Raw genomic sequence first — 12,680 nt, forward strand, 5'->3', positions numbered from 1 at the left:
CCTCACTTCTCGGATCAGGAAAAGGAGCACCATGTCGACCTCCGCATCGGACGGGTCTGCAACGCACGCCTCCGTCGCCGCCACGGACGACGGGTACCAGGGCGCCTCCGCCTCGCGTCCCCTCGAGATCGTGTTCGCGGTCGTCGCCCTCGGGTTCACCGCCGGCTACCTCTTCCTCGCGACGCAGATCCCGCTGCGCCGCGAGGCCGCCCCCGGGCAGATCGACGCCCGCTTCTGGCCCCTCGTCATCGGGGTCACCGGCGTCGTCATCGCCATCGCGCTGCTCGCGGTCGCGATCACCCGTCCGGCCCCCACCCGTGAAGACCTCGAGCGCATCCAGCCAGGAGGCTACCTGCGCGTGATCGCCACCCTCGCGATCACCGGCACCTTCATCGCGCTGTGGTCGCTGGGTTCGGTCATCCTGTTCGGCTACCGCATCGAGGTCTTCCCGATCGCCGCCGCTCTGCTGATGGCCGCCCTCATGCTCCTCTACGGCCACCGCCGCTGGCTGAGCCTCGTCATCTACTCCGCCTCCGTCACGGCGTTCGTCTACGTCGTGTTCGGGATGCTCCTGAGGATCCCCCTGTGAACGCGCTCATGGAGGGGCTGAACTCGCTCCTCGACATCTCGATCCTGCTCTACATGCTCGTCGGCCTCGTGCTCGGGTTCATGGTCGGAGCGTTCCCCGGCATCACCGCGACCATGGCCGTCGCCCTCGCCGCCGGCTTCACGATGACCCTCGAGCCCGTGCAGGGTCTCGCCGTGCTGCTGACGATCTACGTCGCGGCGAACTTCGGCGACCGGGTGCCGTCCATCCTGATCAACACCCCGGGCACGCCCGCGTCCATCGCCACCACCCTCGACGGGTATCCGATGGCGAAGCAGGGAAGGGCGGGGCTCGCGCTCACCGTCTCGGCGATCGTCTCGGCGGTCGGCATCCTCGCCTCACTCGTGCTCTTCGCGGTCGCCGCCGTGCCGATCGCCAGCTTCGCCCGCGACTACTTCAAGTCGCCCGAGCTGTTCGCGCTCGTGGTCTTCGGCATCGCGATCATGATCGGCATCTCGTCGAAGTCGATGCTCAAGGGCATTCTCGCCGGACTCTTCGGCCTCATGCTCGGCAGCGTCGGCACGTACGCGGCCACCGCCGACCAGCGCTTCACCTTCGGGGTGCTCGAACTCGTCGAGGGCGTCAACTTCATCGCCGTGATCATCGGACTCTTCGGCATCGCCGAGCTGTTCGACCAGCTGCTCACGCATCGGAAGTCGGCCGTGCGCCCGATCTCGAGTCTCGGCCGCTGGTGGCCGAACCGCGCCGAACTGAAGCAGAGCGGGCGCGCGACCGCGGTCGGCGGCGCCGTCGGACTCGGTGTCGGGCTCATCCCCGCGGCCGGTGGGGACATCGCCGGACTCATCGGGTGGGAGCGGGCACGCAAGGCGTCGAAGCACCCCGAGATGTTCGGCAAGGGATCGATCGAGGGTGTCGCCGCCTCCGACACCGCCTCCAGCGCCACCCTCGGCGGCTCCCTCACGACGACCATGGCCCTCGGCATCCCCGGTGACTCGGTGATGGCCGTGATGATCGGCTCGATGATCATCTGGGGCATCACCCCCGGTCCCACACTCTTCACCAACCGCCCCGACCTGGTCGTCTCGATCGTGGGCATCATGCTGATCGCGACGATCCTCTCTCTCGCGCTCAGCCTGGTGCGCATGAAGGGCATGGTGAAGCTGCTCGACGTGCCGCAGCCGTATCTGTGGAGCGGCATCCTGATCTTCTGCATCATCGGCACCTACGCCACCTCGAACAGCCTCTCGACGGTCGTGACGATGCTCGTCTTCGGTGTGATCGGAGTGCTGCTCAAGCGCATGCAGGTGCCGGCCGGTCCGGTCGTGCTCGGCCTCCTGCTCGGACCGCTCGCCGAGGAGAACCTCGCCCGCACGCTGGCGATCCTCCCCACGCGTCCGTTCTTCGAGGTGGTCAGCCCCATCGCGCTCGTGCTGCTCGCCCTGGCCGTGCTCTCGATCGTGATGCCGGCCATCCGCGCCGCCCGGAGGCCCCGTGCCGAGCGCGCCTCGCTCGCGGACTCGATCCTGCACGACGACAGCATCCAGCAGATCGAGAAGGCACACGACGAGCTCGCCGCCCAGCCCGATCTGCTCACCTCCACCGTCCGCAACGTCGACACCTCAGGGCGTCGTGCCCGCAAGACCCGCAAGAACTCCGAGGAGACCGAGAAGTGACCCGCTATGACATCCTGACCGCCGTGCCCACCGCGTTCCACCGCGACGGCACCCTCGACATCGAGGGCTCGCGTGCGATCTTCCGGTTCGTCGCCGATTCGGGGAACGAGGGAGCGTTCGTGCTCGGCACGACGGGCGAGTTCCCCGCCGTGGACGCCGACGAGTTCGCGGCCATCGTGGAAGCGGCGTTGGCCGAGCTGCAAGAGCGCATGCGCGTGGTCGTGCACGTCGGTCGCCCCAGCACCTTCGAGGCCGTGCGGCTGACCCGTATCGCCCGCCGACTGGGCGCGACCGAGTTCGCCGCGCTGACGCCGTACTACCTGCAGGCCACGGACGACGCGATCTTCGAGTACTACCGCGCGGTGTCGGAGGCCGTCGGGGACGGGCGGCTGTACGTGTACATCTACCCGGCCCGCAGCGGCAACCCGGTGTCGCCGGAGCTCCTCGCGCGTCTCGCACGACTGCCCAACGTCGTGGGCGCCAAGATCAGCGAACTCTCCCTCGACGACATCGCCGCCTACCGTGCCGTCGTGCCCGCCGACTTCGACCTCTACACCGGCGCCGACCGCGACCTGATCGCGGCCGTCGAGGTGGGGGCGCAGGGCGTCGTGTCCGGGGTGTCGTCCGTCACGCCGAAGCCGTTCCGCGCCCTCGCGGACGCCGCGCGGTCCGGGGACGCGGCGGCCATCGTCGCTGCGCAGGCCGCGGTCGACGATGTGGTCGCGCTCATCGGTGGCGACATGGCCCGCATGAAAGAGGCGTACCGCGTGCTCGACGTGGTCGACACGCACTGCCGCATGGCGATCGCCGAGCCGAGTGCCGCCGAGCGCACCGCCGTCGCCGAGGTGGTGGCCGCGCACCGGTGACACGTCACAGGTGACACGGTCACAGGAGATGGAAATGTCGTCTTCCTAGCGTGGAACCAGGGAACGACCCTGCTCCGCGCCTGGCGCGCGGGTGTCCTGCCACGAAGGAAGAACTCCTCATGACGAACACCACAGCCCCCTCCGCCGCACCCTCGCTGGGACTCCTGGTCCTCCGCGTGGTCGTCGGCGCGATCTTCGCCGCACACGGCGCGCAGAAGATCTTCGAGTTCACGCTCCCCGGAACGATCGGCAGCTTCGCAGGCATGGGGATTCCGCTCCCGGAGATCGCCGGCCCTGTCGTCGCCTTCGTCGAGCTCATCGGCGGCATCCTGTTGATCCTCGGCCTCTTCACCCGTCCTGTCGGTATCCTGCTGGCCATCGACATGATCGTCGCGCTCATCGCCGTGCACCTTCCCGCGGGCCTCTGGGTCGGCGAGGGCGGCTACGAGTTCGTCGCCGTCCTCGGTGCGGCAGCTCTCGCCCTCGCGCTCACAGGCGCCGGGCGTTTCTCCCTGGACGGTGCGTTCCTGCGGGGACGCGCACCGGCCTGGCTGAGCTGAAGAACCTCCGCATCACGACGGATGCCGCGGCCCGAGGGGTCGCGGCATCCGTCGTCTGTGCGGGGTGTGTTGCGGAAGGGAAACCCGCATTCCGCGTCGTTGCGGCCTCCACGCGCACCTCCGCTTTCGTTTTCGACGACAAAGGTATGCGAAAACACAAAAAAGAAAAGACTTTCGCTGAGGTTCCCCGTATTCCTGGCGTCAAATACGCAAATAAACCTAAACTGAGCGCATTCGGCATCTCGCCGAGGACTTTTACAGCGAAGTAAGGGGATTGCAGATGAAGCTCAAGAGGAGCCTGGCGGGAGTGGCCACGGTCATCACCGCCCTCGGAGTCACCGCCTGCGCCGGCGGCGCAGCGCCGGACGCGTCGGGAAACGCCTCCAGCGACACCATCACGTTCCGCTCGTGGAGCCCGATCGAGCAGACGACCCGTCAGATGATCGAGGCCTTCCAAGCGGAGAACGACGGATCGAAGATCGACGCGACGATCTTCAACTACCCGGAGTACCTCGTCGACCTGCAGAGCCGTGCCAGCTCGAACACGATGCCCGACGTGCTCGGCCTGCAGCCCGGAGCGCTCACCCAGCAGTACCGCGAGAACCTGATGCCTCTGCAGGACTGCGCCGCCGAGACCTGGGGTGACGACTGGCAGAGCAAGTTCTACCCGATCGGCATCGAACAGGCCCGAATGGGCAACCCCGAGGGCGACGACAACTTCTACTCGCTCCCCATCCTGACCCAGACGGTCAACCTCTGGGCCAACTCCGAGATCTTCGACGACGCCGGTCTGAGTGTGCCGAAGACCTGGGACGAGCTCGTGCAGACCACGAAGGACCTGAGCGGTGGCGACGCCGCCCCGTTCCTCCTGCCCGCGAAAGACTCCTGGCTGCGCAACGTCGTCTTCCTGCAGATCGCCAACAACGTCTCGCCCGGAACCGTCTATGAGGCAGAGGCCGGTTCCGTGCAATGGACAGACCCGGCCATCGTGAAGGCGTTCGAGTACTGGGGCAAGCTGTTCTCCGACGGCATCGCCCAGGACGGTGCGATCGGCCTCGACGCCTACCCGTCGGCGGTGAACCAGTTCGAGGCGGGCAACGCCGCCATGATCCCCCTCGGTGCCTGGTGGATCCAGCAGTCCGACCCGACCAAGTCCGACATCCCGCCGCTGTCGGAGGGCATGTCCGGGTACGAGCCGTTCCTGTTCCCGACCATCCCCGGCGGTGCCGCCGAGCCGCAGTTCGTCGGCGGCATCGACGTGAGCCTGGGCATCTCGAAGAACACGGCCAACCCCGACCTCGCCTGCAACGTGCTCACCGACTTCATCGCCGGCTCCGCCGCGCAGAAGCTCGTCAACACCATGAACGATGTCCCCGCCGTCACCGGTCTCGCTCCGGAGAAGTTCACGAGCGAGAAGCAGGAGCAGATCTGGAACCTGTTCGTCGACGAGTGGCTCCCGCAGGTGAAGTACTCGCGCTACTTCGAGTCGCCCAAGCTCGACCAGGCCGTGGCCGATGCGCTCGCCGCCATCGCGACCGGTGACGCCACTCCGCAGGAGGCAGCGGAATCCGTCCAGGCCGTCCAGGACACCCTGTAGCTCAGGAACCTGTGGCAGCAGTGGAGTTCGTGCAGGGTCCGGGACCTCTTCCCCGGACCCTGCGCCGAGAGGAGCGCGCATGAAGATCCTGACGAGAGAGCGGCTGGTCGGCCTCGCCTTCCTGGCACCGACCCTCATCCTGTTCGCCGTATTCGTCGTGTACCCGATCGTGTACAACGTGCAGGCGAGCACGCTCGACTGGGACGGTGTCAACGTCGGCACGGCAGTCGGCATCGGCAACTACCTGGAGCTGTTCCAGGATCCGACGTTCCTCATCACGCTGCGCAACTCGGCGTTCTGGATCGTGCTGACGATCGTGCCCCAGGGCGTGATCGGCTTCCTCCTCGCCGTCGCCCTCAACCAGGGGCTCCGCGGCAGCACGATCTACCGGGCGATCTTCTTCATCCCCGCGATCCTCTCGCCGGTCGTGGTCGGGATCGTGTGGCAGCGCATCCTCGACCCTTTCAACGGCGTGCTCACCGCCATCGGCAAGGCCACAGGGCTCACCTTCCTCGGCGGCAACTACCTGGCCGATCCGCAGACGGCGATCTTCGCGGTGATCTTCGTGAACGTCTGGATGTGGACCGGGTTCTCGATGCTGTTCTACCTCGCGGGGCTGCAGCTGATCGATCCCAGCCTCGTGGAGGCGGCGCGCATCGACGGCGCCAACGGTTTCCAGACCATGGTGCGGATCACGTTCCCCCTGCTGAAGACCACCACACTGTCGCTCGTGCTCCTCGGGATCATCGGTTCGCTCAAGACCTTCGAGCTCGTCTACGTGCTCACGCAGGGCGGACCCAACCACGCGTCGGAGATGCTGCCCACCTTCGCGTTCCTGGAGGCGTTCCAGCTGCAGAACGTCGGGTACGCCTCGGCCATCAGCGTCGTGCTGCTCGTCGTCGCCGTCGTGAGCTCGCTCTCGATGGTGCGGGTGTTCGGCGCCGGATTCATCACAGGAGACGAGAAATGACCGCGACGAGCGAGACCCGCACCCTGATCGTCCCGAAGGACACCGTCGGCCGTCACCGTCACGGTGCTCCCGGACGCCGCGTCGGCTGGCTGCACTTCGTGCTCATGCCGCTCGCCGTGCTCTGGCTCGTACCGATCATCATGGTCGTCGGGCTCTCGATGATGCCGCCGAACAACCCCGGCACGCAGTTCTTCGGGCTGTTCCCCGCGGAATTCAGCGTCAAGAACTACCTCACGATCTGGGACCAGAACCCGATCCTGTTGCACCTGCTCAACAGCCTCCTCATCACGGTGCCTTCGGTGCTGCTGGTCTGTCTGCTCGGATCGATGACCGCCTTCGCCCTGGCCCGACTGCGGGTTCCGCTGAAGGCCCTGATCTTCGGGGTGCTGATCCTCGCGCTGATCCTCCCGATGTCGAGCATCGTGGTCGCGACGTTCCGCATCCTGCAGTCGATGCAGCTGTACAACAACCTCCTCGGGCTCGTCCTGGTGTACAGCGCACTCGGCCTGCCGTTCGCGGTCATCATCATCCGCACCTCCTACCTCGCGATCCCGCTCGAGACCTACGAGGCCGCACGACTCGACGGGGCGAACAGCTGGCAGATCTTCTGGCGCATCTACCTGCCGCTCGGCAAGCCCGCCCTCGCCGTGGTCGCGGTGTGGCAGACGATGATGAGCTGGAACGACTTCCTGCTGCCGCTCGTCACGCTCGGCGACAACGAGCTCAAGCCGCTCACCCTCGTGCCGCTCGCCTACCGCGGCATGTACCTGTCACAGCCGGGGGCACTGTTCGCGATCCTGGTGCTGATCTCCATCCCGGTCGTGCTGCTGTTCGTCTTCATCCAGAAGTACCTGGTGAACGGCCTGTCGGGAGCGATCAAATGAGCGTCATCGGCCTCGATCTCGGAACCAGTGGCGTGCGGGCCGTCGCCTTCGCCGCAGACGGACGGACGCTCGGTGGGGCGTCGGCACCGCTGATGCTGCGGCGCGACGGTCGCGGGCGCGTCGAGCTCGATGCCGAGGAGATCATCGTCGCCGCCGAGAGCGTGGTGCGCGCAGCGGCGGCGGAGGCAGAGCAACTCGGCGACGCGGTGCAGGCGATCGGCTTCAGCGTGCTCGGCGAGGCCGTCGTGCCTGTCGACGGGGCCGGCGTACCGCTCGCTCCGGTGGCGGTGAGCATGGACACGCGCGGCATCGAACACGCCGCCGTGCTGGGTGCGCGGCTCGGAGACGGCCGCTTCACCGCGATCACCGGACAGCCGTTGCACGGGATGTTCTCGGTCTTCAAGATCATGGCCGGCGATGATGCCTGGTCTGCGGCCGCGGGTTACCGCTGCATCGGGGATCTGGTCGCCGAGCGGTGGAGCGGTGTCGCTGCCATCGACCTCGGTCAGGCCGCGCGTACCGGCATCCTCGACGTCGATCGAGGCGAATGGAGCAGCGAGATCCTCGAAGCCGTGGCCGCCTCCGCCCCGTGGGTGCGGGAAGACCGGCTCCCGGTCCCCGTGGCATCGGGAACCGTGATCGCCGGCGTCCACGACCAGGCGGCTGCCGTGCTCGGCGTCGCACCCGGCACGCGCCTGGTTGCCGGCACGCACGACCAGGCGGCTGCCTTCCTCGGCGCCGGTGGAGAGGCGGGAGTGCGGTCCGTGATCGCGCTCGGGTCGAGCGACTGCCTCTCCGTCGCCACCCGCGAACGCCCGCGTGGACTCGAGTCGACCGGCTTCGCCAGCTACCGACTCGATGACGAGACATGGATCACCCTCGCCGGAACCGCCGCAGGCGGATGGGCGCTGGAATGGCTGGCGACCCTCCTGGGCCGTGACGTCGGCGATGTGTTCGGCGCGCTCGCCGAGGATCCGCCCTCTCTCCTCGTGCTGCCGTACCTCGCCGGCTCCGGCACCCTCGACAACGACCCCTCCGCGCGCGGAACGATCCACGGCCTCACGCTCGACACGACCGTGCCGCAACTGGCGCGAGCCGTCGTGGAGGCCGCAGGCTTCGAGTTCCACAAGATCATCGCGGCCCTGGACCGCCACGGGGTCCGCGTCGATGACCTCCAGGTCACCGGCGCAGGTTCCGAGAACGCCGAGGCGCTCTCCGCCCGTGCCGCCGCGGCCGGGACGCGACTCACGCCGGTCGCCCGTGACGCATCCGCCCGTGGGGCGGCGATGCTCGCGCTCCGCGGTCTCGGCGCCGATTCCTCGGATCTCCTCGTCGCCCCCGACCCCGCGGCTGCGGCCGAGCCCGACCCCGCATCGGGCGAGTGGTACGCCGCGCAGCGAGCCGCCTACGCCGCCCTCTACGACGTGACCCGCGGCATCGCGCCGCACCTGGCCCGGCCATCGTGGCCGACCCAGAAACCGCCCCACCAGAAGGAGAACACGAAATGACCGAGACGACGCTCCAGCTCGATTTCGACATCGACGCCGCGCGCGAGGAGATCCTCGACTACTGCCTGCGTTCGATGGAGTACGGACTCAACTTCAACACGCAGGGCAACATCAGCATCCGCGTTCCCGGCGTCGAGGACCGGTTCCTGATCACGCCGACCGACCTCGAGTACGACAAGATGAGCGCCGATGACATCGTGCTCGTCAACGGCGACAGCGAGGTGATCGACGGACGGCTCGGGCCGTCGAGCGAGGTCACCGTGCACATGGCCGTCTACCGGCGTCGACCCGACGTGAACGCGATCGTGCACTCCGAGCCGGTGTTCTCCAACGTCTGGGGCGTCGTGGGGTCGCCGATCCTCGGGACGCTGGTGAACATGGTGATCTACACCAAGGGCGACGTGCCGATCATGCCGTTCGAGCTCAGCAACAACACCGAATTCGGCGAGCACATGTGCGACGCGATGGGCGACCTCAACGCGGTAGTGTGGGCGAACCACGGCCTGCTCACGGTCGGGCCGAACCTGCGTGACGCGTTCAAGACCAGTGTCGCGGTGGAGTCGGCGGCCAAGGTGCAGGCGTACGCCCGCGCGCTCACCGACACCCCGATCGTGCTCGACTACGACACGCTCGGCATCACCGAGTCGCTCTGAGGATCGCGGATGGCACTGCAGACTCTGCGTACCGTGCTCGCCGACGCCGACGCGGGCGGCTACGCCGTCGGCGCCTTCAACGTGTCGAGCATCGATCAGGCGATCGCGGTGCTCGATGCCGCCGAGACGGAGCGTTCGCCCGTGATCGTGCAGGCGATCGCGGGGATGTCCGCCTACGACGACGAATCGCGCTGGTGGCACCGCCTGAGGGGTCTGGTCGCCGAATACGAGCATGTCCCCGCAGTGCTGCATCTCGATCACGGGCGCACCCATGACGACTGCGCGCGGGCCATGGACCACGGCTTCACCAGCGTGATGATCGACGCCAGCAGAGCGAGCGGCACCGATGAACCCGCCTCCTTCGCCGACAACGTGGCGCTCACGCGCCGGGTGGTCGAGGCGGCCGTGCCCTTCGGTGTGAGCGTCGAGGGCGAGCTCGGCACGATCGGCGGGGCGGAGGCGGGTGTCACCGGGGTGCTCGAGGAGATCGTGTTCGCCGACCCCGATCAGGCCGTCGAGTTCGTGGAACAGACCGGGGTGGACGCACTCGCGGTGGCAGTGGGCACGAGTCACGGCTCGGTCAAGTTCACTGACGAGGCCGGAGGCCAACGGCTGCGGCTCGGCCTCATCTCGGAGATCAGAGGACGTCTGCCGGACACCTTCCTGGTGCTGCACGGTTCCTCGTCGGTGCCCGCCGAGGCGGTCGCCAGGATCAACGCACACGGCGGTGACGTGCGGCCCTCGTACGGGATCTCGCCTGAGCAGAAGGCGGAGGGGATCGCCGCAGGCATCCGCAAGATCAACCAGGGTACCGACTCCCACCTGGCCTGGAGTGCCGCGCTGCGCACATTCCTGCAGGAGAACCCCGCGGTGGTCGAGCCCAGCGAGCAGCTGCGCCCCGCGATGGGCGCATTCCGGGCGATGGTCACGCAGCGCATGCGTGAGTTCGGCTCCTCGGGTCGCGCCTGAGGCGCCGGCCCCGCGGGTGAGGCGTGACGAGCTGGATCTCGCAGGTCAGGCGAGCTCGATCGCGAGTCCGGCCTCTCGAAGCGTCTCCAGCTCGGCCGGAGGCGCTTCGACGCCGGTGATCAGCACGTCGACGCGCGCGAGCGGAGCCACCTGGATCACCTGACTCTTGCCGATCTTCGAGCTGTCGGCGACCACGATGGCCCGCGCCGCCGAGTCGAGGTAGCGCCTCTTCATGGTGACCTCGGGGAGGCTGGAGTTCGTGAACCCCCGCTCCGACACCCCGTTGCAGCCGATGAAGCAGATGTCGCTGTGCACGGACCCGATGAACATGTCGCCCATCGGGTCGATGAGCGAGCGCTGCTTGTAGTTCACGGTGCCGCCGGTGACGACGACAGTGATCTGGTGCGGCTCCGCGACGCCGAGCTCGAGCGCGATCGTGAGGGAGTTGGTGAACACCACGACGCCGCGCAGATCCTCCCGGGCTCGCAGGGCGCGGGCGATCGCGAGCGTCGTCGTCCCGGCATCGAGCAGGATCGCCATCTCGCTCTCGACCAGCGCGGCCGCAGCATTGCCGATGCGTCGCTTCTCGGTGACGGCGCGCGTGAGGGCCCGCTCGTAGTCCGGGGAGTGGGCGGTGGACTTGATGCCCGAGATCGCTCCGCCGTGAACGCGCTGGATGACGTTCTCCTCGGCGAGGAGGTCGAGGTCGCTGCGCACCGTGACCTCGGACACGCTGAGGGTGCGGCTCAGCTCCTGCACGCGGGCGAAGCCCTGACGCTCGATGATCGACACGATCTGCTCGCGCCGCACCGTTGCGGGGACCGTCTGCGACCACTCTGGCATCCCCTCAGCGTACTCGGGACGGCGGAGCAGCCGACGGGTGCGCCGCCGGCGCCGCGCGATACTGTTGCACCTGTTGCACCACCCGGCTGCCGCATCATCCGGGCGTTGTCGGCGGGCGAGCCGGGGCAGCAGCAGTCGGCGGGAAGCAGAGGAGCGCATGGCAACGATCTACGACGTCGCCGCGCTCGCCGGCGTCTCGCCCGCGACGGTCTCGCGCGTCTTCAACGGCACGAGCGTGTCGGACGAGAAGGTCGCCGCCGTCCGTGCGGCCGCCGCGACGCTCGACTTCACGCCCAATCGGGCCGCCCGCTCGCTGCGTCGACAGAGTTCCGAGGTCATCGCCCTCGTGATCCCCGACATCGAGAACCCGTACTTCACCGAGATGGCGAGAGGGGTCGAGGATGTCGCCTCGGAGGCCGGGTACTCCGTCGTGCTCTGCAATTCCGATGCGCAGGTGGAGAAGGAGGCCACGTACCTCCGCATCGCGATCGCCGAGAACATGTCCGGCGTGATCATCGCGACCGCTGATGAGCACTCCGACCTCGACAGCCTCCTCGCCACCGGCCGGCCGGTCGTGGCCGTCGACCGCAGCACGACCTACGACATCGACGGTGTGGTGATGGCCAATCGGGCGGCAGGCACATCGGCGACGCGGAGTCTGATCGATGCCGGGCACCGTCGCATCGCCTATATCGGAGGGCCCGCGCACATCGACACCGCCGCCGAGCGCGCTGCGGGATGGCGTTCCGCGCTCGCCGCGGCATATCCCGATCTCGCCCTCGACGGCCTCGAGCGCTTCGCGACGTTCCGCGTCGACGGCGGGCGTGCCGCGATGGAGGAACTGCTCGCCCTCCCGGAACCTCCGGATGCGGTGGTGGCCGGCAACAATCTGATCGGTGTCGGAGCGATCCAGGTGCTCACGGAGCACGGACTCACCCCGCCGGACGTGGGTGTCGCCGTGATCGGCTCGCTGCCGTTCACGACGCTCTCGCCGAGTGTCGTGACCGTGGTGCGCCTTCCGGCGCGGCACATGGGTGTGACCGCGGCGCGGATGCTGCTCGAACGGATCAAGGGTGATACCCAGCCGGCGCGCACGGTCGTGCTGCGCAACGAGCTTCAGCCCGCGAGCGCCGTGCGGAGCTGAGCGGGCGGTCGGGCCGGCTACTGCGAGCGCCAGAACCGCGTCGCGAGGTTCGCCACCTCTTTGTCGAGGCTGTCGACCTTGTGCTCCAGGGCGTCGATGCGGCCGGTGAGCCGGCCCTCGAGACTCTCCAGCCGCCCGCTCAGATCGCCGCGCAGTCCGCCGATCTCGCCCCGCAGCTCGCCGCGCAGGCCGCCGACCTCGGCGCGGATCACCCGGCTGAACTGCATCGTCATGAGGGTCATGCCGCCGAGCATCATGGTCGTGAACACGCCGATCAGCGTCCATACCTGCGGGTCGTCCAAGCGCATGCCTCCAGTCTGATTCGGGGTGCCCAGAATGTCACGGTATTCCGGTCCTGGTCAGCCAGAAAGCTGCGGTCGGTGGGCGCATCACCCTTCGGCGTGAGTGGTGCAGGACGACTCGCGCCTTGCGTCATGAAATCGAT

General features: G+C 68.0%; 13 protein-coding genes. 11 read left to right on the forward strand and 2 right to left on the reverse strand.

Annotated features, from left to right (window positions below; genetic code table 11):
- Nucleotides 1-31: 31 nt before the first annotated feature.
- The 10 genes from GLO27_RS13060 (at nucleotide 32) to GLO27_RS13105 (ending at nucleotide 10,248) form a co-directional block, all read left to right on the forward strand.
- Nucleotides 32-589, forward strand: a complete 558-nt coding sequence (locus GLO27_RS13060) for a tripartite tricarboxylate transporter TctB family protein (protein WP_243844837.1) — start codon at nucleotides 32-34, stop codon at nucleotides 587-589.
- Nucleotides 586-2,241 (forward strand): tripartite tricarboxylate transporter permease, encoded by a 1,656-nt coding sequence (locus GLO27_RS13065; protein ID WP_167255260.1) that lies wholly within the window; start codon nucleotides 586-588, stop codon nucleotides 2,239-2,241. Before GLO27_RS13060 ends, GLO27_RS13065 begins: the two co-directional genes overlap by 4 nt.
- Nucleotides 2,238-3,107, forward strand: coding sequence for a dihydrodipicolinate synthase family protein (locus GLO27_RS13070; RefSeq protein ID WP_029264774.1), 870 nt, complete (start codon nucleotides 2,238-2,240; stop codon nucleotides 3,105-3,107). Before GLO27_RS13065 ends, GLO27_RS13070 begins: the two co-directional genes overlap by 4 nt.
- A gap of 119 nt (nucleotides 3,108-3,226) precedes the next feature.
- Nucleotides 3,227-3,667, forward strand: a complete 441-nt coding sequence (locus GLO27_RS13075; RefSeq protein ID WP_021201700.1) for a DoxX family protein — start codon at nucleotides 3,227-3,229, stop codon at nucleotides 3,665-3,667.
- Between the two features lie 280 nt (nucleotides 3,668-3,947).
- Nucleotides 3,948-5,264, forward strand: a complete 1,317-nt coding sequence (locus tag GLO27_RS13080; protein ID WP_167255262.1) for an extracellular solute-binding protein — start codon at nucleotides 3,948-3,950, stop codon at nucleotides 5,262-5,264.
- Between the two features lie 79 nt (nucleotides 5,265-5,343).
- Entirely contained in the window at nucleotides 5,344-6,234 is an 891-nt protein-coding gene (locus GLO27_RS13085; RefSeq protein ID WP_021201702.1) for a sugar ABC transporter permease, read from the forward strand.
- A complete protein-coding gene (locus GLO27_RS13090; protein WP_167255264.1) occupies nucleotides 6,231-7,118 on the forward strand; it encodes a carbohydrate ABC transporter permease in 888 nt (295 codons plus the stop codon). The genes GLO27_RS13085 and GLO27_RS13090 overlap by 4 nt, the downstream gene beginning before the upstream one ends.
- On the forward strand, nucleotides 7,115-8,626 hold the full coding sequence (locus GLO27_RS13095; RefSeq protein WP_167255266.1) for an FGGY family carbohydrate kinase: 1,512 nt from the start codon (nucleotides 7,115-7,117) through the stop codon (nucleotides 8,624-8,626). Before GLO27_RS13090 ends, GLO27_RS13095 begins: the two co-directional genes overlap by 4 nt.
- A complete protein-coding gene (locus tag GLO27_RS13100; protein WP_021201705.1) occupies nucleotides 8,623-9,279 on the forward strand; it encodes a class II aldolase/adducin family protein in 657 nt (218 codons plus the stop codon). The genes GLO27_RS13095 and GLO27_RS13100 overlap by 4 nt, the downstream gene beginning before the upstream one ends.
- Nucleotides 9,280-9,288: 9 nt before the next feature.
- The gene (locus tag GLO27_RS13105) at nucleotides 9,289-10,248 is read left to right on the forward strand and encodes a ketose-bisphosphate aldolase (RefSeq protein ID WP_167255268.1); all 960 of its coding nucleotides are present in this window, start codon (nucleotides 9,289-9,291) and stop codon (nucleotides 10,246-10,248) included.
- Between the two features lie 45 nt (nucleotides 10,249-10,293).
- Here GLO27_RS13105 and GLO27_RS13110 read toward each other — a convergent pair whose 3' ends face one another.
- Entirely contained in the window at nucleotides 10,294-11,091 is a 798-nt protein-coding gene (locus GLO27_RS13110) for a DeoR/GlpR family DNA-binding transcription regulator (RefSeq protein ID WP_021201707.1), read from the reverse strand.
- A 157-nt stretch (nucleotides 11,092-11,248) separates the two neighbouring features.
- Between GLO27_RS13110 and GLO27_RS13115 the strand changes: the two genes are divergently transcribed.
- Complete coding sequence (locus GLO27_RS13115) at nucleotides 11,249-12,235, forward strand: LacI family DNA-binding transcriptional regulator (RefSeq protein ID WP_021201708.1); 987 nt, start codon at nucleotides 11,249-11,251, stop codon at nucleotides 12,233-12,235.
- 17 nt (nucleotides 12,236-12,252) lie between these two features.
- Here GLO27_RS13115 and GLO27_RS13120 read toward each other — a convergent pair whose 3' ends face one another.
- Nucleotides 12,253-12,543, reverse strand: a complete 291-nt coding sequence (locus tag GLO27_RS13120; RefSeq protein ID WP_021201709.1) for a hypothetical protein — start codon at nucleotides 12,541-12,543, stop codon at nucleotides 12,253-12,255.
- Between the last annotated feature and the right edge of the window lie 137 nt (nucleotides 12,544-12,680).

This window comes from Microbacterium sp. Be9, from assembly GCF_011754135.1.
Lineage (GTDB): Bacteria > Actinomycetota > Actinomycetes > Actinomycetales > Microbacteriaceae > Microbacterium > Microbacterium maritypicum_A.

Coding starts and splice junctions, on each gene's coding strand:
- GLO27_RS13060 (WP_243844837.1), top strand. CDS start 32: ATGTCGACCTCCGCATCGGACGGGTCTGCAACGCACGCCTCCGTCGCC.
- GLO27_RS13075 (WP_021201700.1), top strand. CDS start 3,227: ATGACGAACACCACAGCCCCCTCCGCCGCACCCTCGCTGGGACTCCTG.
- GLO27_RS13080 (WP_167255262.1), top strand. CDS start 3,948: ATGAAGCTCAAGAGGAGCCTGGCGGGAGTGGCCACGGTCATCACCGCC.
- GLO27_RS13085 (WP_021201702.1), top strand. CDS start 5,344: ATGAAGATCCTGACGAGAGAGCGGCTGGTCGGCCTCGCCTTCCTGGCA.
- GLO27_RS13090 (WP_167255264.1), top strand. CDS start 6,231: ATGACCGCGACGAGCGAGACCCGCACCCTGATCGTCCCGAAGGACACC.
- GLO27_RS13095 (WP_167255266.1), top strand. CDS start 7,115: ATGAGCGTCATCGGCCTCGATCTCGGAACCAGTGGCGTGCGGGCCGTC.
- GLO27_RS13100 (WP_021201705.1), top strand. CDS start 8,623: ATGACCGAGACGACGCTCCAGCTCGATTTCGACATCGACGCCGCGCGC.
- GLO27_RS13105 (WP_167255268.1), top strand. CDS start 9,289: ATGGCACTGCAGACTCTGCGTACCGTGCTCGCCGACGCCGACGCGGGC.
- GLO27_RS13110 (WP_021201707.1), bottom strand. CDS start 11,091: ATGCCAGAGTGGTCGCAGACGGTCCCCGCAACGGTGCGGCGCGAGCAG.
- GLO27_RS13115 (WP_021201708.1), top strand. CDS start 11,249: ATGGCAACGATCTACGACGTCGCCGCGCTCGCCGGCGTCTCGCCCGCG.
- GLO27_RS13120 (WP_021201709.1), bottom strand. CDS start 12,543: ATGCGCTTGGACGACCCGCAGGTATGGACGCTGATCGGCGTGTTCACG.